The organism is Pigmentiphaga sp. YJ18, assembly GCF_038066655.1.
In the GTDB taxonomy this organism is placed as follows: Bacteria; Pseudomonadota; Gammaproteobacteria; order Burkholderiales; family Burkholderiaceae_B; genus Pigmentiphaga.
On sequence record NZ_JBBUKU010000002.1, the window covers coordinates 373,360 to 392,397 of the forward strand.

Below are 19,038 nucleotides of genomic sequence, written 5' to 3' on the forward strand. Positions count from 1 at the left end.
TTCGCTTACCGAGATTCCCCGCGTGTTTCCGGAGCCGGCGTGCATTTCCGTGTTAAATCGTCGGTTCGGCTGCCAGGGCAGGGCGCCGGAGCAAGGAGATTTCCATGTTGTTGACGTTGGCGGCCTTCGCCGTCGCGCTGGGCGTGCTGGTGGTGATCCATGAATTGGGGCACTACCTCGTGGCCCGCGCATGCGGGGTGCGCATCCTGAGGTTCTCGGTGGGGTTCGGCAAGGTGCTGTGCAAGCGCACCGACCGCCACGGCACGGAATGGGCCCTGTCGGCGATCCCGCTGGGCGGCTACGTGAAGATGCTGGACGAGCGCGAGGGCGAGGTCTCCGCCGCCGAACGTGGGCGGGCGTTCAACGCCCAGCCGGTAGGCAAGCGCATCGCCATCGTCGCGGCCGGACCGGTGTTCAACCTGGTGCTGGCGGCGCTGCTGTACGCGGCGCTGAACATGGCCGGCGTCAAGGAGCCCGCCGCCGTGCTGGGTGCTCCCGCGGCCGGCACGCCGGCCTTCGCGGCGGGCGTCCAGGCGGGCGACCGCATTCTCGCCATCGACGGCGCCGAGGTGGGTACCTGGGGCGACGCGCGCTGGATGCTGCTCAAGAGCCTGACCGACAAGGGGCGTCCCGCGGTCGAGGTGCAGACGGCTGGCGGCGAGCGCCGGGTGCGTCCGGTCGATTTTTCCCAGGCCGCGCTGGGCCAGATGGAAGGCGACGTGCTGGGCCGCGAGGGCTTCGGCCTGGCCAGCCCGAAACCCGTGATCCGCGGCATCATGCCCGAGAGCGCCGCCGCCCAGGCGGGCCTCCTGGCCGGCGACAGGGTGGTGGCGGTGGGCGACAAGAAGGATCCTTCGGCCACCGAGTTGATCACGCTGATCCAGGCCCACGCCGGCCAGCCGCTGCGCTTGTCCGTGGTGCGCGACGGCGCGGCGCTGGCGATCGACGTCCTGCCGCGCGAGGAACGCCTGGCGGACGGTACGCTGGTGGGCCGCATCGGCGCCCAGATCGGCGGCGACATCCAGCTCATCACCGTGCGTCACGGCCCGGTCGAGAGCCTGGCCATGGGCGCCCAGCGCACCGCCGAGGTGTCCTGGTTCTCGCTGCGGATGCTGGGCAAGATGCTGGTGGGGGACGTGGCGCTGAGCAACCTGAGCGGGCCGGTCACCATCGCCGACTACGCCGGTCAGACCGCCAGGATGGGGCTGGAAGCGTACATCGCCTTCCTGGCGCTGGTCAGCGTCAGCCTGGGCGTGTTGAATCTCCTGCCCATCCCCATGCTGGACGGGGGGCACCTGCTGTATTATCTCGTCGAGATCATCCGGGGCAGTCCGCCGCCGGAACGCTGGATGGAAGTGGGGCAGCGCGCCGGGTTCGGCATCCTGATGGTGCTGATGGCCGTTGCCTTGTTCAACGACTTTACGCGACTGCTGACCTAGAACCCATGCGCGCCGCCTTGCCCGCCGCCCCCGTGGACCGTGCCTCGACCGCCCGGGCCGGATCGAGCCGCACGCCGCGCTTTCGCATATCACTCAATTAAGAAAACTCCGGGATTACGCATGACCAATCGCACCCGGCGCATGCCGCGTCTGCTGTCCATTTTGCTGGCCATGGCGGTCACTCCGCTGGCCTACGCCTTCGATCCCTTCGTCGTCCGCGACATCCGGGTGGAAGGCATCCAGCGCACCGAAGCCGGCACGGTATTCGGGTACCTCCCGGTCAAGGTGGGCGAACGCTTCACCGAAGAGCAGGCCACGCAGGCGGTGCGCGCGCTGTATGGCACGGGCTTCTTCCGCGACGTGCGCATCGAGGTCGAGAACGACGTGGTGGTGGTCATCGTCGACGAACGCCCCGCGATCGCCGCGATCTCCTTCAACGGCATGCGTGAATTCGAGTCCGCCAACGTGCTCAAGTCGCTGGCCGAAGTGGGCTTCGCCGAGGCCCGCATCTTCGACCGCGCCTTGCTCGACCGCGCCGTGCAGGAACTCAAGCGACAGTACCTGGCGCGCGGCAAGTACTCGGTCGAGATCGTGCCCACGATCACGCCGCTCGAACGCAATCGCGTCGGCATCACCTTCGACATCTTCGAAGGCGACGTGGCGCGCATCGCGGGCATCAAGATCATCGGCGCCAAGGCCATCCGCGAAAGCGAGCTGCTGGACCTGCTGCAGCTCACCACGCCGGGCTGGCTGACCTGGTACACCAAGGCCGACCAGTATTCCCGCCAGAAGCTGCAGGGCGACATCGAAACCCTGCGCTCCTACTACATGAACCGCGGCTACCTCGAGTTCAACGTCGATTCGCCGCAGGTCACGATCTCGCCCGACCGCAAGGACATCTTCATCACCCTGTCCATCACCGAGGGCGACAAGTACTCGGTCAGCGACGTCAAGCTGGCGGGCGACCTGCTGGGCCTGGACGAAGATCTCAACAAGCTGATCACGGTCAAGCCCGGCGAGACCTTCTCGGCCGAGAAGGTCAACGCCTCCAGCAAGGCCATTACCGACTACCTGGGCAAGCTGGGCTACGCCTTCAGCAACGTCAATGCCACGCCCCAGGTCGACCGCGAGAAAAAAACCGCGGCCATCACCTTCTTCGTCGATCCCAACCGCCGCGTGTACGTGCGCCGCGTGAACATCGGCGGCAACACCCGCACCCGCGACGTCGTGATCCGCCGCGAGATGCGCCAGCTCGAGAGCGCCTGGTACGACGCCGGCAAGATCCAGCTGTCGCGCGACCGGATCGACCGCCTGGGCTATTTCCAGAACATCAACATCGAGACGCCGCCGGTGCCGGGTACGCCCGACCAGATCGACGTCAACGTGAACGTCCAGGAAAAGCCCACCGGCATGATCAACCTGGGCGCGGGCTTCAGCAGTACCGACAAGGTGGTGCTGTCGGCGGGTATCAGCCAGGACAACATCTTCGGCAGCGGCACCACCGCCGGCCTGGAACTGAACACCGGCAAGACCTACCGCACGATCGCGATCAGCCAGACCAACCCGTACTTCACGCAGGATGGCATCAGCCGGTCGACCAGCCTCTACTACCGTACGCTGCGTCCGCTGTCGATCAACACCGGCGACTACCGCATCAAGACCATGGGGGCGAGCCTGACGTTCGGCGTGCCCTTCACGGAAACCCAGCGCGTGTTCTTCGGCACCGCGCTGGAAGCCAACGACATCGACACCTACGACAGCAGCCCGCAGCGCTTCATCGACTACGTCAACACCTTCGGTGCGCGCAGCAACGCCGTCATCTTCTCGGTGGGCTGGAGCAACGACCGGCGCGACAGCGCGCTGGCGCCCACGCGCGGCACGTACCAGCGCGCCGCCGGCGAAACCTCGCTGTTCGGCGACCTGCGCTACTACAAGGCCAGCTACCAGCACCAGTACTACTGGCCCATCACGCGCAGCATGACGCTGGCGCTGAACGGCCAGGTCGACTACGGCAAGGGCTTCGGTGGCCGGCCGTACCCGCTGCTCAAGAACGTGTACGCTGGCGGTATCGGGTCGGTGCGCGGCTACGACGGCGGTTCGCTGGGCCCGCGCGACAGCAAGAACGGCGACAGCCTGGGCGGCGCCAAGCGGGTCATTGCCAATGCCGAACTGCTGCTGCCGTTCCCCGGCACCCAGCAGGACCGCACGCTGCGCTGGTTCCTGTTCGCCGACGCGGGTAACGTCTACGCCGACGAGGAGAACATCAACCTGGGCCAGCTGCGGTACTCGGCCGGTATCGGCCTGAGCTGGCAATCGCCCATCGGTCCGCTGAAGATTTCCTTCGGCAAGGCGCTCAACGCCAAGCCCCAGGACCGGACCCAGAGCTTCCAGTTCCAGATCGGCACGGGGTTCTGACGACGCGAAAGAGGCGGGTGGCCGCAAGGCCTATGCCCGCCCGGGAATTTTTCTGCTACAACCAATTACCAGGGCCAGGCCCCGGGCGCTTGCCCGGCCCGGCGCCATTAGTGGCAAAATACACGACTACCTTCCTAGCGAGAAATAAATGATCCGCATGTTTTCGACATCTGCTACCAGTCTGACCGCGTCCTCTGCAGTCAAGGGTGCCGGCCGGGTGCTGGCGGCTCTGGTGCTTTCTAGTGCCGCTGTCGGCGCGGCTCATGCCCAGGCATCCCAGGCCCCGGTCAAGATCGGCTTCGTCAACACCGAGCGGATCTTCCGCGACGCCGCCCCGGCCAAGGCCGCCCAGGCCAAGATCGAGGCCGACTTCAAGAAGCGCGATGCCGAGCTGCAAGACATGGCAAATCGCCTGCGCACCCAGTCGGAACAGCTGGACAAGGACAGCGCCGTGCTGTCCGAATCCGACCGCACCCGCCGCCAGCGCGACCTGAGCGACCTCGACAAGGACTTCCAGCGCAAGCGCCGCGAGTTCCAGGAGGACCTGAACCAGCGCCGCAACGAGGAACTCTCGCAGATCCTCGAGCGCGCCAACCGCGTGATCAAGCAGATCGCCGAGCAGGAAAACTACGACCTGATCTTCCAGGAAGCCGTCGTGGTCAGCCCGCGCGTCGACATCACCGACAAGGTCCTGAAGGCCCTGAACAGCGGCGCCAAGTAATTGCGCCGCTCTCGCATGTTCCTGTCGTCCGCGCGAGCTTCGCATGCCCATCCTGCTTGACACGACCGCGCCGGCGCTGCAAAGGCTGCTCGACGAAACCGATACCACCGGGTTGACGTGGACGATCGAGCCGGGGGGCGCGCAAGCGCTTCCCAGCGGCGAAGTCGTGGTCGCGGGCATCGCGAACCTCGAGCATGCGGGACCGCGGGAACTGAGTTTCGTCGCCAATCCTCGTTACCAGTCGCAACTGATCGATGCCCAGGCAGCGGTCGTGCTGGTTACGGCCGAGGTGGCGCAAGCCTATCGCGAAAGCCTCGCGCAGGCCGGCCGCGCCGACCAGGCGCTGCCGCTGGTGGTGTGCAATTCGCCCTATCTGCTGTTCGCCCGGATCGGGCAATGGTTCGACCGGCAGCTGCATCCCCAGCCCGCCGGCGCCATCCACCCGTCGGCTGTCGTCGCGCCCGGCGCCAGCATCGATTCCAGCGCCCACGTGGGGCCGCTCGCGGTCATCGAGGCCGGCGCGGAGATCGGGCCGCGCGCCCGCATCGGCGCGGGTTGCGTCGTGGGCGAGGGCTGTCGCATCGGCGCCGATACGGTATTGCATGCGCGCGTCACGCTGTACCGGGGGGTCAGCATGGGAGCGCGCTGCATCGTTCTGTCCGGTGCGGTCATCGGCGGCGACGGCTTCGGTTTCGCGCCGGATCCGTCGCGGGCCAAGGGCGCCTGGACCAAGATCCCGCAGTTCGGCGGCGTGCGCATCGGCGACGACGTCGAGGTCGGCGCCAACACCACCATCGACCGCGGCGCGCTGGACGATACCGTCATCGGCAATGGCGTCAAGATCGACAACCAGATCATGATCGGCCACAACTGCCGCATCGGCGACCACACCGCGATGGCCGCCTGCGTGGGCATCGCCGGATCGACCACCATCGGCCAGCGCTGCTCCATCGGCGGCGCCGCGATGATAGGCGGCCACCTGAAGATCGGCGACGACGTCTTCATCTCGGCGGCCACCCCGGTGCACAGCAACATCGACAAGCCGGGGCAGTACACTGGTTTCTTCCCGATGACCGAGCACGCCCAGTGGGAGCGCAACGCCGTCGCTGTCAGGCACCTGGCCACGATGGCCAAGCGTATCAAGGCGCTGGAAAAGAAGTAAAAGGCGGGTGGGCGCCGCAGCGGCCCGCCGCGCATCAAATACTGGAATCTGTATGGAAATGGACATCAAGGGGATACTCGACCATTTGCCGCATCGCTATCCGATGCTGCTCATCGATCGGGTCATCGACGTCAAGCCCGGGGAATCGATCCTCGCGATCAAGAACGTGTCGATCAACGAACCGTTCTTCACCGGCCATTTCCCGCATCACCCCGTCATGCCGGGCGTGCTGATCCTGGAGGCCATGGCCCAGGCGGCCGCCATCACGTCGTTCACCGCGGCCGGCAAGAAGCCCGACGACAACACCGTGTACTACTTCGTCGGCATCGACGGCGCCCGCTTCAAGCGGCCGGTGGTCCCGGGCGACCAGCTCCGCCTGGAAGTCAATGTGGAACGTTCGTCGCGCGGCATCTGGAAGTACAACGGCAAGGCGCTGGTGGACGGACAGGTCGCGGCCGAGGCCGACCTGATGTGCACCATGCGCATCCTAGAACCCTGACGGAAGCTTTTCGTGGCGAGGATACATCCCACCGCACTCGTCGACCCGGCCGCGCAGCTGGACGACAGCGTGACGGTTGGTCCGTTCAGCATGATCGGGCCGAACGTGCGCATAGGCGCCGATACCGAGATCGGGCCGCATTGCGTCATCGACGGCCATACGACGATAGGGCGGGGCAACCGCTTCTTCCCGTCGTGCTCGGTCGGCGCCGAGCCGCAGGACAAGAAGTACGCCGGCGAGCCCACCCGCCTCGAGATCGGCGACCGCAACACCATACGCGAGTGCTGCACCCTTAATACCGGCACGGTGCAGGACGCCGGCGCGACGCGCCTGGGCAATGACAACTGGATCATGGCCTACGTGCACGTGGCGCACGACTGCCAGCTGGGCAGCCACATCATCCTGGCCAACGGCACGCAACTGGCCGGCCACGTGCACATCGGCGACCACGTCTTCCTGGGCGGCATGACCGGCGTGCATCAGTTCGTCAAGATCGGGGCGCATGCCATGACCAGCGTCCATTCGACGCTGCTGCAGGACCTGCCGCCTTTCGTCACGTCCTCGGGCAGCCCGGCCCGCGCCGTGGGCATCAACGTCGAAGGCCTGAAGCGGCGCGGCTTCACGCCGGCGCAGGTTTCCGGCCTGCGGGCGGCCTACAAGACGCTGTACCGCCAGAACCTGACGCTGGACGAGGCGCGTACGGCACTCCAGGCCAAGCGCGCCGAGGATCCCGAGCTCGACGCCCCGCTGTCCACCTTGCTGGCCTTCCTCGATACCGCCACCCGCGGTATCGTGCGCTGACGGAGGCCGGCGTGCCGGGTGAGGGCAAGGCGTCCATCGGCATGGTGGCGGGAGAGCCTTCGGGCGATCTGCTGGCGGCCACGGTGGTCGAGGCCCTGCGCGAACGGGCGCCGCAACTGGCGCTGGCGGGCATAGGCGGCCCCAAGATGCAGGCCCAGGGGTTCGATGCCTGGTATCCCATGCACAAGCTGGCCGTGAACGGCTACGCCGACGTGCTGATGCACCTGCCGGAACTGCTCGGCATCCGCCGCACCCTGCGCGAGCGCTGGCTGGCCGAACGGCCGGCGGCCTTCGTCGGGGTCGACGCGCCCGATTTCAATTTCGGCCTGGAGCATGCCCTGCGCGAGGGCGGCATCCCCACCGTGCATTTCATCGGGCCCTCGCTGTGGGCCTGGCGGGGCGAGCGCATCAACAAGATCCGCGAGGCCGTTTCGCACATGCTGGTGGTGTTCCCGTTCGAGGAACAGATTTACCGCGACGCCGGCGTTCCCGTGACCTATGTTGGCCATCCGCTGGCACGCATCGTCGACCGCGTGCCCGACCGTGCCGCGGCCAGGGCCCGTCACGGCATGGCCGCCGACGCGCGGGTGCTGGCGCTGATGCCCGGCAGCCGGGCGGGCGAGATGCGGCACCTTGCCCCGCGCTTCCTGGCCGCCGCCAAGCTGCTGCAGGCGCGCGATCCGGGCCTGCAACTGTGGGCGCCCATGGCCAATGCCGAGCGCGAGCGCGAGTTCCTGGCGCATGCCGCGGCCGTGGGCGGGCTGGCCAACCTGCACACCGTCATAGGCGGCACGCACGACATCCTGGCCGCCTGCAACGCGGTCCTGGTCGCCAGCGGCACCGCCACGCTGGAAGCGGCCCTGTTCAAGCGCCCCATGGTCATTTCCTACGTGCTGCCCAGGCTGTCCTGGTGGATCATGCGGCGCCAGGCCTATCTGCCCTGGGTCGGGCTGCCCAACGTGCTGTGCCGCGACACGGTCGTGCCGGAACTGCTGCAGGACGAGGCCACGCCGCGCGCGCTGGCCGACGCGGCCTGGAAGGCGCTGACCGACGAGGCCGCCATCCGCCGGCTCGAGGAACGCTTCACCGCCTTGCACGACGACCTGGTACGCGACACGCCGGCCCTGGCCAGCCAGGCGATCCTGGAGGTGGCCGGCCATGGCTGAGAAGGGCTGGGTGCAGACCGAGCTGGGCTGGACCGCCGTGGAATCGCCGGGCGCGGACCTGCTGTCGGCCTTCGATGCCGAGACGTTGCTGACCCTGCGCGTGGCCGGCGTGGACGAAGCCGGCCGGGGGCCCCTGGCCGGGCCGGTCTACGCGGCGGCCGTCATCCTGGACCCGGCTCGTCCGGTCGATGGCCTGAACGATTCCAAGATGCTGAGCGAGCGCGCGCGCGACGAACTCGCCCCCCTGATCCAGGAACGCGCGCTGGCCTGGTGCGTGGCCAGCGTCAGCGTGACCGAGATCGATACGCTGAACATCCTGAACGCCACCATGCTGGCCATGCGGCGAGCGGTCGACGGGCTGGGCTGCGTGCCCGACCTGGTGCAGGTGGACGGCAACCGCGCGCCGGCGCTGGCCTGCCGGGTGCAGACCGTGATCGGCGGCGATGCGCAGGTGCAGGCGATCTCGGCTGCCTCCATCCTGGCCAAGACCGCGCGCGACGCCGAACTGGTCCGGCTGCACGCCAACTATCCCATGTACGGCTTCGATCGGCACAAGGGCTACGGTACCCCTGACCATCTGCGCTGCCTGCTGGAGCACGGCCCGTGTCCCGAGCACCGCCGCAGCTTCGAGCCCGTGCGCCGCGCCCTGGGCATTCCCGAGCCCGAAACGCTGGTTGCCCAGGTGATGGACAGCCTGCTGCCCTGGGACGACCTGCCCGAACCCGAGGCGCCGGCTCCGCGCCGCCGCCGTGCCAAACCGCGCGCCTAGCCGCGCGGACCGCCGCCTGGAAGACCGACCATGAAACGCATCGCCTCGCGCGACAATCCGCTATTCAAGTCGCTGCGCAAGCTGACGCAGGCCTCTCAGGCGCGGCGCGAGGCCGGCCTGTCCGTGCTGGAAGGCGTGCATCTGTGCCAGGCCTACCTGCAATGGCGGGGCCTGCCCCGCCATGCGGTCTTCGATGCCCGGCGGCTGGAAGGCGAGCGGGCCAGCGCCGAAGTCATGGCCTTGCGCGACGAGATACCGGCCGACCGCCAGGTCTGGCTGGACGGCAACCTGATCGACGACCTGGAGCACGTGCAGGCCGGTCAGGGCGTGGTGTTCGTGGTCGAGACCCCGGCGCCGCCGCTGCCCGAGCGCGTGAGGGACAACTGCGTGCTGCTCGATCGGGTCCAGGACCCGGGCAACGTCGGCTCCATCCTGCGTACCTGCGCGGCGGCCGGCGTGCGCCATGTCTTCCTGTCGGACGAGACCGCCTTCGCCTGGTCGCCCAAGGTGCTGCGCTCGGGGCAGGGCGCGCATTTCTCGCTGACCATCCATGAACGGGTCGATTTGCAGGCCCTGCTCGCGCGCCTGGACGTGCCGCTGGTGGCGACCACGCTGGAGGATGCCGTCGGCCTGTACCAGGCCGCGCTGCCGCGGCACTGCGCCTGGGTATTCGGCAACGAAGGGCAAGGCGTGCGCGCCGGGCTTCAAGCCGCCGCGGCGCTGCGGGTGCGCATCCCGCAGGAACCGGCGGCCGAATCGCTGAACGTGGGGGCGGCCGTGGCGGTGTGCCTGTTCGAACACCGGCGCCGGTTCGCGCCGGACTAGATCCTCAGGCGGCGTACACCGACTCGAAGGACTTGAACCCCTTCACCTCGATGGGGTTGCCGAACGGGTCGGTGAAGAACATGGTCCATTGTTCGCCGGGCTGGCCCTGGAAGCGGACCTGCGGTTCCAGCACGAATTCCGTGCCGGCTTCCCGCAGGCGGCGCGCCAGCGCCTGCCAGTCGTCCAGCAGCAGGATCACGCCCAGGTGCGGCATGGGTACGAGCTTGTCGCCCACGTGGCCCGTGCGTTCGGTCTGGAACGGCGTGCCCAGGTGCAGCGAGATCTGGTGGCCGAAGAAATCGAAGTCGACCCAGGTGTCGGTGCTGCGCCCTTCGGCGCAGCCCAGGACGTCGCCGTAGAAGCGGCGCGCCTGATCCAGGTCGGTGACGTTATAGGCCAGGTGGAAGATCGATTGCATGATGGCGGTCGGTGAATGAAGGATGACGGGGTCAGGCCGGAACGGGCAGGCGCCGGGTTTCCCAGACCTGCGGATTGACCAGATGGTCCGGCCGGCGTGCCGCCAGGACCTCGATGATCTGGTCGGCGCACTGCTCGGCGGCGGCGCGCAGGGCCTCGTCCGTGCTGCCGGCAGTGTGGGGCGTCAGCAGCGCGTTGTCCAGCCCGCACAGGGGATGTGCGGCGGGCAGGGGCTCCTGCTCGAAAACGTCCAGCGCGGCGCCGGCGATACGCCGGTCGCGCAGCGCCGCGGCCAGCGCGTCGGTGTCGATCAGGTCGGCGCGCGCGGTGTTGACCAGGATGGCCGTCGGCTTCATGCGCGCCAGCGCGCGCGCGTCGATCATGTGCCGGGTATCGGCCCGGGAAGGCCGGTGCAGCGACACCACGTCGGCCTGCGCCAGCAGGTCGTCCCGCGCCGAGCAGGCCAGCGCGCCTTGGGCGGTGATCTCGCCGGCGGGCACGGCCGGCGAATACACGATGACCCGCATGCCCAGGCCGTGCAGCGCGATGGCGGCGGTCAGCCGGCCGATGGTGCCGAAGCCGACGATGCCCAGGGTCTTGCCGTGCAGTTCCTGCAAGCCGGGCCGATAGCGGTAGTCCCAGTCGCCGGTGCGTACCGCGTGGTCGCAGGCGGCCAGCCGCTTGCCCACCGCCAGCATCTGCATGATGGCGTGCTCGGCCACCGAGCGGGCATTCGCGGTGGGGGTGTAGACGATGGGAATCGACAGCGCGGTGGCGCGTGCCACGTCGATCTTGTTGGTGCCTATGCCATGGTTGGCGATCACGGCCAGTTGCGTGCCGGCCTCGACGGCGGCCGTGTCCAGCCCGGCGTTGCGCGTGATCACGGCCTGGCAAGGCGCGATTTCGCGGGCCACGGTGGCCATGTCGGCCGAGCTGGCCATGCGGGCTTCGATGCCGGCGGCCTGCAGGCGGGCGAGGCCGGCGGGATGGATGGGCTGGACGACCAGGCAGACGGGTGGGTTCATCGTGTTCCTAGGAAAAGAAAGTCAGGGAGCGGCCAGGACGTCGGCCAGCAGGCGAGTGCCCAGCGCGAAATCGTCCATGTCCATGTGTTCGTCGGGATTGTGCGAGCCGTGGTCGTTGCGTACGAACACCATGCCGGTGGGCACACCGCGCTGGGCGAACACCGCCGCGTCGTGCCCCGCGCCGCTGGCCATGCGGCGCGCGGCGATGCCGTGGCGGGCCGCGGCGGCTTCCAGCGCCTGCTGGATGCCCGTGTCCATCAGCGCGGGTTCCGAGCCGGTGCGCGGGCCCAGTTCGATGCGCGTGCCGGTCGCCTGTTCCAAACGGCGCGCATGGGTGTCCAGCAAGGCATCGACCTCGTCCAGCACCGCGCGGTCCTGGCTGCGCACGTCCACGCACAGGTCCACTTCGCCGGCCACTTTGCTGAACGCGTGCTGGGCGGGGTTGGTGCAGAACTTGCCGAAGGTCACGACCAGGTCGCGGCCGTGCGCCTCCAGCCGGTCCCAGTCTTCGTCGATGGCCGCCACAAGCAGGGCGGCGGCGTGCACGGCGTCGCGCCGGCCGGCGCGCGGCACCGCGCCCGAATGGGCGTAGCTGCCCAGGACCCGGGCATCGCGATAGCGCAGGCTGCCCCGTATGCCGGTGACGATGCCCACGGGCAGCGCCTCGTCCGCCAGCACGGGGCCTTGCTCGATGTGCAGCTCGACGAAGCGGGCGATGCGCGCGGGATCCAGCCAGGCGCCGCCGAACGCGGCGGGGTCGCCGCCGCATTCGGCCAGGTGCTCGGCCAGCGGGCGGCCGGTGTCGGCGCGCCGCAGTTGCAGCGCGTCGCAGCCCACCAGTCCGAAGGCGGCCTTGCTGCCCAGGTAGGAATAGGGGAACCAGGTGCTTTCCTCGGCGCGCACGGCCATCACCGTTACGTCCGCCGGCGGCACGAATCCGGCCGCCCGCCAGCCCGCCAGCACCGCCAGCCCGGCCACCACGCCGGCGGCGCCATCGTAGTTGCCGCCGGCCGGCACCGAGTCCAGGTGCGACCCCGTCATGACGCGGGGCGCGCGCCGGTCCCGGCCGGGCAGCGTCAGGTACAGGTTCAGCGCGGCGTCGCGCGCGATCTCCAGGTCCAGCGCGCGGGCCAGGCGCACGGCCTCGTCATGCGCGCGCTGTTCCCCCGGGCCGTAGGCATCGCGCGTGATGCCCACGCCGTCGTGGCCGTCGCGGCGCAACTGCGCGAACAGCGCCGCGGCCAGCGCGAGGTCGGGAGGCGGGACGTTCATCGCGCGGACGGCAGCGCGTAGCTGGATTCGTCGATGGGATCGAGCTGGTGCTCCAGCAGCGTGCCGTGGCCGCTGATGGACGTGCGCAGGCCCAGGAGGCGCAGGCAGGCCCAGAAGCAGGCCTGGTTGCTGGTCACGACCGGCTTGCCCAGCTCGCGCTCGATCTCGGCAATGACATCGAAGGTCGCGAGGTTGGTGCACGAAATGAAGATCGCGTCGGCGTCGGGCCGGTCGATCGCGCGGGCCAGCCGGAACACCATCTCGGGCGGCACGCGGCCGATGCCGCGCCGTTCCTCCTGGGTTTCACCCAGGCGCAGGCCTTGCAGCGTCAGCACGTCGAAGCCGTAGTCGCGCAGGAATTTGTCCTCGCTCTCGTTGACGAAATCGACGTAGGGCGTGCCCACCGCGATCTTGCGGGCGCCCAGCGCGCGCAGCGCGGCCACGACCGCGCCGGCGGTGGCGATGGCTGGGGTGCCGGTGCGCTGGCTCATGTTGCGGATCAGTTCCGGCAGCGGGCAGATGATCGAGCCCGAGGTGCAGCCGTAGGCCACCACGTCGACCTCGGCCGTGGCCAGTTCGTCGGCGGCGCCGTTCACCGCTTCGGCCATCTTGTAGTAGGACTCCTCGGTGGCGGGACCCAGCAGCATGGCGCGGGCGGTGTGGATGGTCACGCCCTCGGGCGCGAGGCGCCAGAATTCGGGTTCGTTGACGGTGTTGGTGGACGGCACGATCAGGCCGATCTTGGCCTTCCAGCCGTAGGGGCTGTACATGGCGACTGCTTTCATCGAAGACTCCTGGTCTATGAAGGAATGAGAGGATCAGCGGCCCGCCGCGCGCTTGAGTTCCTGCGCGGCCGAGCTGAAGGTGTTGAACAGTGCCGCGGCATCGTTGGCATAGGGCATCCACCGGATGCCGCGGGCTATCCATTCGGCGGCGCTGGCCGGGTCCTGGCAGCTGAAGCCCCAGGGCACGTCGTGGCGCTGGCAGGTGGCGATGACGTGCTCGGTGGCCTCGACCATGCGCGCATGTTTCATGTCGCCGGGCACGCCCAGCGCCTGCGACAGATCGTCGGGGCCGATCATCACGGCGTCCAGCCCCGGCACGCCGCAGATGGCGTCCAGGTTGTCCAGGCCGCGCTGCGACTCCATCATCGCCACCGTCAGCGTGTGTTCGTTCATGGCCTGGATCTGTTCCAGAGGCCGGGTCAGCCGGACGTAGTCGGTGTGCGGGCCGCGCATGTTCAGGATGCGTTCGCCGCGCGGGTGGTACTTGGTGGCGCGCAGGATGGATTCGAGCTGTTCGGCCGTCTCCACGTTGGGCAGCAGGAGGCCCATCGCGCCGGCGTCCAGCGGCCGCGTGTAGTCGTGCGGCTGCATGCCCGCCGGCCGCACGATGGGCACGATGCCGGCTTCGCGCGCGACCAGGCACAGCGTGCCGACCTCGGCGATGGTGAAGTCGCTGTGCTCCATCTCGATCAGCACGAAGTCCAGGCCCGTCACGGCCAGCAGCTTCATGAAGCGTGGATGGTGCACCAGCGTGGCCCAGGTGCCGAAGGCCGGCTTGCCGGCCTGCCAGAGCGCTTTCAGCGGATTGGTGCGCATGGCCGCCCCTAGGCCTGGAACGACATCTGGCTGAACTTCCTGGCCGCCTCGGCCAGGTAGTCCACCGCGGCGTTCCATATCTGGTGCCCCTGCTCGGCGGTGGCGCCGGTCGGGTCGCCCTGGGTGCCGATGGGCGCGTAGTCGCTGATGTCGCTGAACACCGAGAAGCTCGACTGGCCCAGGCTGACCTTGCCGCTGGATACCGTCTTGACGCCATCGACGAAGGGCCGCAGCGATTCGGTGGCCTGGGCGCGGTCCATGAAGACCAGTTCGGGGCACTTGGCCAGCGCGACCGAGGTCACCATTTCCGAGGCATGGCCCGAGGGCGATTTCCTGGTCTTGAATTCGACGCCGCCGACGTCGCGCATCACCGTGAAGACGTCGATGGTGCCGCCCACCGCGCCGTGGCGCCGGCGCAGGTTGCGGCAGACGCTTTCGATGGGACCGAGCGAGCCGGCATGGATGTTGACGAACATGAAATGGCGAAAGCCCTGGCCGGCCAGGCCGTCGCACATTTCGTCCAGGTAGCGTTCGAGCGTGGCCATGGACACCGACAGCGTGCCGGGATAGTCCAGGAACATGGCCGAGTAATTGACCGGGACGATGGGCGTCACGGCCAGGCCCGTCAGCGCGCCGACCTCGGTGGCGATCATCTCGCACAGCCGCAGTTCCGTGCCCGTGGCCAGGTGCGAGCCGTACTGCTCGGTGGCGCCCACCGGGACCAGCAGGGTGTCGTGATTCTTCAGGTAGGCGCGGATGTCCGCGTAGGTGCTGTGGTCGGTTCTCATGAAGCGTTCGTCTCGTTCAGGGATGGCGGAAGGTCCGCCGTTGGGGTGAAAGGGGTCATTGGTTCCAGGGCTTGGCCTTCCACAGCTCGCGCAGCGAGGTGTCCAGTCGCCGCAGGCTGCTCAGGTATTCCTGCGGCGGCAGGTAGCGCACCGGCAGGAAGGATTTCTGCGCGCGGTCCAGGAACACCGGGTCGGCGGCGCAGGTGCGGATGGCGTCGGACAGGGTCTTGACCACCTCGCGGGGCATGCCCTTGGGGCCGGCGAAGCCGCGCATGGAGCCCGCCACGATGTCGTAGCCGGCTTCCTTGAAGGTGGGCAGCTCGGCGGCCACGGACGAGCGGGTGTCGCTCATCACGCCCAGGATGCGCCACGGCGATCCGTTGCGGAAACCCACGGCCTCGTCCACGTTGGCCATGGTGGTGTCGATCACCTTGCCCAGCAGCGCGGTGCGGGCGGGGGCCGCGCCCTGGAACGGCACCGGGGTCAGCTCGATGCCGGCCGACTGCTCCAGCAGCAGCAGCGCGATGTGTCCGGCCGAGCCCACGCCCTGCGTGCCCACGGTAATGCTTCCCGGCTTCGCCTTGGCCGCGCGCACCAGGTCCTGGATGGTGTGGATGCCGCTGTCGGCATGGACGCTGATCGTGCCCGGCGCATCGGCCACGGCGCCCAGGAAGTCGAAGCTGGCGACCGTATAGCGCGTCTGGCGCTCGATCGGGATGCTGACCACGCCGGGCGTGTTGACGATGCCCAGGGTGTAGCCGTCGGGCGCGGCCGTGGCCAGGGCCGACAGGCCGATGTCGCCGCTCGCGCCGGGGCGGTTGGTGACGACGATGCTGGCGCCCTTGATCTGGCTCTCCATGCATTGGGCGACGGTGCGCGCGGTCAGGTCGGTGCCGGCGCCCGCGCTGAACGGCACGATCATCGTGATGGGGCGGTCGGGGTAGGCGGCGTGCGCGGCGCAGGCGCCGGCCAGCGCGAAGGCGGAAAGCAGGAAGCGAAGGGCGGTTTTCATGGTGGCGGTCCGGTGCGTGGGAAACGAGGGGGTCGGCATCATTGATTCCAGGGCGAGGCCGCCCACAGTTTCTCGAACCGACCCTGCATGCCCGTCAGCAGGAGCGAGTAGTCGTCGCGCGGCAGGTAGCGGACGTTCTGCTCGGCTCCCTTGGCCGCCTGGCGGAAGTCGGGGTCGTTGATGGCCTTGTCCACCAGCGCGGCCAGCGCCTTGAGCGTTTCCGGCGGCGTGCCGCGCGGCGCGCCCAGCCCGCGCAGCGAACCGCTTTCGATGGGATAGCCGGCCTCGGCGAAGGTGGGCAGGTCCGCCGCCATGGGCGACCGGCCGGGCGCCATCTGGCCCAGGATGCGCCACTGCTTGCCCTTGGAGAAACCCAGGGCTTCGCCCAGGTTGGCGGTGGCGATGTCAATGTGCCCGCCCAGCAGCGCCGTGGCGACGTCCGCCGTGCCCTTGAAGGGCACGTGCCGCAGCCGTATGCCGGCGGCCTGTTCCAGCAGCAGCATGGAAATGTGGCCGGCCGAGCCCACGCCGGCCGTGCCATAGGTCAGCGTTCCGGGAGCCCGGCGGGCCGCTTCCACCAGGTCCTGCACGCCGCGCAGGGGGCTGTCCCCGCGTACGCTCAGGGTGCCGGGGTCGTCCACGATGTTGGCCACCACGTCGAAGCTGGACAGGCTGAACTGCGCCCGGCGTTCGATGGGGATGGTCAGCACGTTGGGCGTATTGAGGATGGACAGCGTGTAGCCGTCGGGCGCCGCGTTGGCCACCGAGGCCATGCCGATCTCGCCGCCGGCGCCCGCGCGGTTCACCACCACGACGCTGCGGCCCGCGTGCTTCTCCATGGTGCGCGCCAGGAGGCGGGCGGTCAGATCGGTGCCGGCGCCGGCCGAGAACGGCACCACGATGGTGATCGGCCGGTCCGGGTAGGCATGCGCCGGCAGGGCAACTGCCAGGGCCAGTGCGGCCGCCGCGACAAAGGAGGGGATCTTCATACCTGCTGTTCCATTCAAGAGAGAGGGGGGGCGTACGCGGGATTGCGTGCCGTCTCCTGGGTTATCAAGCAAGTGCTGTGCCATGAAGTTGGTTGGAATTGATGGAAGTTAAATTTATTTGTCTTCTATTGATTGTTTTTAGGTGAAGTTATTCCCACTGAGAGCAACCAGTGTCGGGGGATGTCGGGAGTGGATGGAATGCCAGGGCAGGCTTCCATGGCACCCATGGTATAAACAAAAATCCTTAGACGAAAACGCTTTGTTTTTAGTCTGAGGTCAAATTTTTTCGATCAATTGGGGGCGGGACGTGTTGCGCGAGCTGAAGACGTTTCTTGCGGTCGTGCGCTGGGGCACGTTCGCCGCGGCGGGGGCCCGCATCGGCCTGACGCAGTCGGCCGTCAGCGCCCAGATGCAGCGCCTGGAAGAGGCGCTGGGCGCGCCGTTGTTCACCCGGACCGGACGCTCGGCCACGCTGAACGAGGCGGGCGAGGAGACGGTGGAAATGGCCCGCCAGATCGTCGGCCTGTTCGACGAGCTGGCGGTGCGGGTGACCAGCCGCGAACTGCGCGGCACGGTCAGGATGGGGGCGATCCAGACCGCCCAGGTGGGCATGCTGCCGGCGGCGCTGGGCATCCTGCGGGACCGGCACCCCCTGGTGTCGGTGCGGCTGGTGCACGGTTCCTCGCTGTTCCTGATCGGCCAGGTCGACAGCGGCGAACTGGATGCCGCGCTGATGATCGCGCCGCCCTTCATGCTGCCCCGGGAACTGCTATGGCAGCCGCTGGTGCGCGAACCCTTCGTCCTGGCGGTGCCGGGGGACGTCCCGGGGGAGGACTGGCGCCAGCTGCTGGCGGCCCACCCCTTCATCCGCTACGACCGGGCGTCGTTCGGCGGGCGGGGGGTGGAGCATTTCCTGCGCCGGCACGACCTGCAGGTCGAGGCGATGCTGGACATCGAGGATGTGGATGCCATGGTGGCGATGGTGGCGGCCGGGCTGGGCGTGTCCCTGGTGCCGATCACGCGCCGGAACTGCCTGCCGCCGGGCGTGCGGGCGGTCTCGCTGGGCAAGGATATCTTCCACCGCGAACTGGGCATGGTCATGCCCCGCGAGCCCAGGCGGCGCGAACTGCTGAACGTGCTGCGCGAGTGCCTGGAGGTCGCGGCCCAGCCCCATGCGGCCGAGAGCGAGGCGCTGGCGCGCCCGCCGCAGCCGGCTGCTTAGTAGAAGCGGCCTTCCAGCCCGATCTTCTGCAGCACCGTGGTCGAGATTTCCTCTATCGACTTGGTGGTGGTCGACAGCCAGCGGATGCTTTCCCGGCGCATCAGCTTCTCGGCCTCGGCCACCTCGTAGCGGCACTGTTCCAGCGACGCGTAGCGGCTGTCGGGGCGGCGTTCGTTGCGGACCTCGGCCAGGCGTTCGGGCTGGATGGTCAGCCCGAACAGCTTGTTCCGGTGGGGCAGGATGGCCGAGGGCAGGGCGTCGCGCTCGAAATCGTCGGGGATCAGCGGCACATTGGCGGCCTTGATCCCGTACTGCATGGCCAGGTACAGGCTGGTGGGCGTCTTGCCGCAGCGCGACACCCCCACCAGGATCACGTCGGCCTGCTCCAGGCCCTTGATGAACTGCCCGTCGTCGTGTGCCAGGCTGAAGTTGATGGCTTCGATCCGGCTTTGGTACTGCTTGGTGTTGGCCATGTTGTGCGAGCGGCCGATCGAATGGCTGGACTTGATGTTCAGTTCCTGCTCGATGGGCTCGACGAAGGTCGAGAACAGGTCCAGGAACAGGCCGTTGGCCTGGCGCACGCGGGTGTTGATCTCGGAATTGACCAGGGTGCTGAAGACGATGGGGCGCTGCCCGTCCGCCGTGAAGGCGGCGTCGATCCGGGCCGCGACGTCGGCGGCCTTGTCGACCGAATCAATGAAAGGAAGCCTGATATGGCGGAAACGGGCGTTCTCGAACTGGGCCAGGACCGAATGGGCGAAGGTCTCGGCGGTGATGCCGGTGCCGTCGGAAACCACGAAGACGGTGCGCAGGTACGAATTCGCGGCGGGGGCGGGTTGAGGCATGGGTTTCTCGCAAAAACGGGGTTTCCGGGGATGGGAAAGGCAAACGAAGCAAGCGATGTGCAGAAAGGCC

At 68.4% G+C, this 19,038-nt stretch carries 19 protein-coding genes; 10 read left to right on the forward strand and 9 right to left on the reverse strand.

Annotated elements, in window-relative coordinates; translation table 11 throughout:
• Positions 1-104 precede the first annotated feature (104 nt).
• The 9 genes from rseP to WKR98_RS15535 all read left to right on the forward strand — a co-directional run bounded on the left by rseP (position 105) and on the right by WKR98_RS15535 (position 9,797).
• Positions 105-1,439: an RIP metalloprotease RseP gene (gene rseP, locus WKR98_RS15495; protein ID WP_341434004.1), complete on the forward strand. Its 1,335-nt coding sequence runs from the start codon at positions 105-107 to the stop codon at positions 1,437-1,439.
• A 120-nt stretch (positions 1,440-1,559) separates the two neighbouring features.
• Positions 1,560-3,854, forward strand: coding sequence for an outer membrane protein assembly factor BamA (bamA, locus tag WKR98_RS15500; protein WP_242621471.1), 2,295 nt, complete (start codon positions 1,560-1,562; stop codon positions 3,852-3,854).
• A 157-nt stretch (positions 3,855-4,011) separates the two neighbouring features.
• Positions 4,012-4,575 (forward strand): OmpH family outer membrane protein, encoded by a 564-nt coding sequence (locus WKR98_RS15505; RefSeq protein ID WP_087837430.1) that lies wholly within the window; start codon positions 4,012-4,014, stop codon positions 4,573-4,575.
• A gap of 43 nt (positions 4,576-4,618) precedes the next feature.
• Positions 4,619-5,737 carry a UDP-3-O-(3-hydroxymyristoyl)glucosamine N-acyltransferase gene (gene lpxD / locus WKR98_RS15510; RefSeq protein WP_124689711.1) on the forward strand — a complete coding sequence of 373 codons (1,119 nt, stop codon included), beginning with the start codon at positions 4,619-4,621 and terminating at the stop codon, positions 5,735-5,737.
• A 52-nt stretch (positions 5,738-5,789) separates the two neighbouring features.
• A complete protein-coding gene (gene fabZ, locus WKR98_RS15515; RefSeq protein WP_087837396.1) occupies positions 5,790-6,236 on the forward strand; it encodes a 3-hydroxyacyl-ACP dehydratase FabZ in 447 nt (148 codons plus the stop codon).
• A 12-nt stretch (positions 6,237-6,248) separates the two neighbouring features.
• Positions 6,249-7,037, forward strand: a complete 789-nt coding sequence (lpxA, locus tag WKR98_RS15520; protein WP_124689710.1) for an acyl-ACP--UDP-N-acetylglucosamine O-acyltransferase — start codon at positions 6,249-6,251, stop codon at positions 7,035-7,037.
• A 41-nt stretch (positions 7,038-7,078) separates the two neighbouring features.
• Positions 7,079-8,203, forward strand: a complete 1,125-nt coding sequence (gene lpxB / locus WKR98_RS15525; RefSeq protein WP_341434476.1) for a lipid-A-disaccharide synthase — start codon at positions 7,079-7,081, stop codon at positions 8,201-8,203.
• The gene (gene rnhB, locus WKR98_RS15530; RefSeq protein WP_445936101.1) at positions 8,196-8,972 is read left to right on the forward strand and encodes a ribonuclease HII; all 777 of its coding nucleotides are present in this window, start codon (positions 8,196-8,198) and stop codon (positions 8,970-8,972) included. The genes lpxB and rnhB overlap by 8 nt, the downstream gene beginning before the upstream one ends.
• 30 nt (positions 8,973-9,002) lie before the next feature.
• Positions 9,003-9,797 carry a TrmH family RNA methyltransferase gene (locus WKR98_RS15535; RefSeq protein WP_341434005.1) on the forward strand — a complete coding sequence of 265 codons (795 nt, stop codon included), beginning with the start codon at positions 9,003-9,005 and terminating at the stop codon, positions 9,795-9,797.
• Positions 9,798-9,801: 4 nt separating this feature from the next.
• Here the strand turns inward: WKR98_RS15535 and WKR98_RS15540 are convergent, their stop codons facing one another.
• The 8 genes from WKR98_RS15540 to WKR98_RS15575 are packed head-to-tail and all read right to left on the reverse strand — an operon-like array spanning position 9,802 to position 16,901.
• Complete coding sequence (locus tag WKR98_RS15540; protein ID WP_124689707.1) at positions 9,802-10,215, reverse strand: VOC family protein; 414 nt, start codon at positions 10,213-10,215, stop codon at positions 9,802-9,804.
• Positions 10,216-10,246: 31 nt separating this feature from the next.
• Positions 10,247-11,239, reverse strand: a complete 993-nt coding sequence (locus WKR98_RS15545; RefSeq protein ID WP_341434006.1) for a hydroxyacid dehydrogenase — start codon at positions 11,237-11,239, stop codon at positions 10,247-10,249.
• A gap of 21 nt (positions 11,240-11,260) precedes the next feature.
• Positions 11,261-12,511 (reverse strand): Zn-dependent hydrolase, encoded by a 1,251-nt coding sequence (locus tag WKR98_RS15550; RefSeq protein WP_341434007.1) that lies wholly within the window; start codon positions 12,509-12,511, stop codon positions 11,261-11,263.
• Positions 12,508-13,296: a maleate cis-trans isomerase family protein gene (locus WKR98_RS15555; RefSeq protein ID WP_124689704.1), complete on the reverse strand. Its 789-nt coding sequence runs from the start codon at positions 13,294-13,296 to the stop codon at positions 12,508-12,510. The genes WKR98_RS15550 and WKR98_RS15555 overlap by 4 nt, the downstream gene beginning before the upstream one ends.
• A gap of 33 nt (positions 13,297-13,329) precedes the next feature.
• Positions 13,330-14,112: an HpcH/HpaI aldolase family protein gene (locus WKR98_RS15560; RefSeq protein ID WP_341434008.1), complete on the reverse strand. Its 783-nt coding sequence runs from the start codon at positions 14,110-14,112 to the stop codon at positions 13,330-13,332.
• Positions 14,113-14,120: 8 nt separating this feature from the next.
• Positions 14,121-14,900, reverse strand: coding sequence for a creatininase family protein (locus WKR98_RS15565; RefSeq protein ID WP_341434009.1), 780 nt, complete (start codon positions 14,898-14,900; stop codon positions 14,121-14,123).
• 55 nt (positions 14,901-14,955) lie between these two features.
• Positions 14,956-15,912, reverse strand: coding sequence for a tripartite tricarboxylate transporter substrate binding protein (locus WKR98_RS15570; protein WP_341434010.1), 957 nt, complete (start codon positions 15,910-15,912; stop codon positions 14,956-14,958).
• Positions 15,913-15,950: 38 nt separating this feature from the next.
• Complete coding sequence (locus WKR98_RS15575) at positions 15,951-16,901, reverse strand: tripartite tricarboxylate transporter substrate binding protein (RefSeq protein WP_124689700.1); 951 nt, start codon at positions 16,899-16,901, stop codon at positions 15,951-15,953.
• 307 nt (positions 16,902-17,208) lie between these two features.
• On the opposite strand from WKR98_RS15575, the gene WKR98_RS15580 reads away from it, so the two are divergent.
• Complete coding sequence (locus WKR98_RS15580; protein ID WP_341434011.1) at positions 17,209-18,123, forward strand: LysR substrate-binding domain-containing protein; 915 nt, start codon at positions 17,209-17,211, stop codon at positions 18,121-18,123.
• Here the strand turns inward: WKR98_RS15580 and ppsR are convergent.
• On the reverse strand, positions 18,120-18,968 hold the full coding sequence (gene ppsR / locus WKR98_RS15585; protein WP_087837383.1) for a posphoenolpyruvate synthetase regulatory kinase/phosphorylase PpsR: 849 nt from the start codon (positions 18,966-18,968) through the stop codon (positions 18,120-18,122). The genes WKR98_RS15580 and ppsR overlap by 4 nt on opposite strands.
• Positions 18,969-19,038 lie beyond the last annotated feature (70 nt).

Coding starts and splice junctions, on each gene's coding strand:
- rseP (WP_341434004.1), top strand. CDS start 105: ATGTTGTTGACGTTGGCGGCCTTCGCCGTCGCGCTGGGCGTGCTGGTG.
- bamA (WP_242621471.1), top strand. CDS start 1,560: ATGACCAATCGCACCCGGCGCATGCCGCGTCTGCTGTCCATTTTGCTG.
- WKR98_RS15505 (WP_087837430.1), top strand. CDS start 4,012: ATGTTTTCGACATCTGCTACCAGTCTGACCGCGTCCTCTGCAGTCAAG.
- lpxD (WP_124689711.1), top strand. CDS start 4,619: ATGCCCATCCTGCTTGACACGACCGCGCCGGCGCTGCAAAGGCTGCTC.
- fabZ (WP_087837396.1), top strand. CDS start 5,790: ATGGAAATGGACATCAAGGGGATACTCGACCATTTGCCGCATCGCTAT.
- lpxB (WP_341434476.1), top strand. CDS start 7,079: ATGGTGGCGGGAGAGCCTTCGGGCGATCTGCTGGCGGCCACGGTGGTC.
- rnhB (WP_445936101.1), top strand. CDS start 8,196: ATGGCTGAGAAGGGCTGGGTGCAGACCGAGCTGGGCTGGACCGCCGTG.
- WKR98_RS15535 (WP_341434005.1), top strand. CDS start 9,003: ATGAAACGCATCGCCTCGCGCGACAATCCGCTATTCAAGTCGCTGCGC.
- WKR98_RS15540 (WP_124689707.1), bottom strand. CDS start 10,215: ATGCAATCGATCTTCCACCTGGCCTATAACGTCACCGACCTGGATCAG.
- WKR98_RS15545 (WP_341434006.1), bottom strand. CDS start 11,239: ATGAACCCACCCGTCTGCCTGGTCGTCCAGCCCATCCATCCCGCCGGC.
- WKR98_RS15550 (WP_341434007.1), bottom strand. CDS start 12,511: ATGAACGTCCCGCCTCCCGACCTCGCGCTGGCCGCGGCGCTGTTCGCG.
- WKR98_RS15555 (WP_124689704.1), bottom strand. CDS start 13,296: ATGAAAGCAGTCGCCATGTACAGCCCCTACGGCTGGAAGGCCAAGATC.
- WKR98_RS15560 (WP_341434008.1), bottom strand. CDS start 14,112: ATGCGCACCAATCCGCTGAAAGCGCTCTGGCAGGCCGGCAAGCCGGCC.
- WKR98_RS15565 (WP_341434009.1), bottom strand. CDS start 14,900: ATGAGAACCGACCACAGCACCTACGCGGACATCCGCGCCTACCTGAAG.
- WKR98_RS15570 (WP_341434010.1), bottom strand. CDS start 15,912: ATGAAAACCGCCCTTCGCTTCCTGCTTTCCGCCTTCGCGCTGGCCGGC.
- WKR98_RS15575 (WP_124689700.1), bottom strand. CDS start 16,901: ATGAAGATCCCCTCCTTTGTCGCGGCGGCCGCACTGGCCCTGGCAGTT.
- ppsR (WP_087837383.1), bottom strand. CDS start 18,968: ATGCCTCAACCCGCCCCCGCCGCGAATTCGTACCTGCGCACCGTCTTC.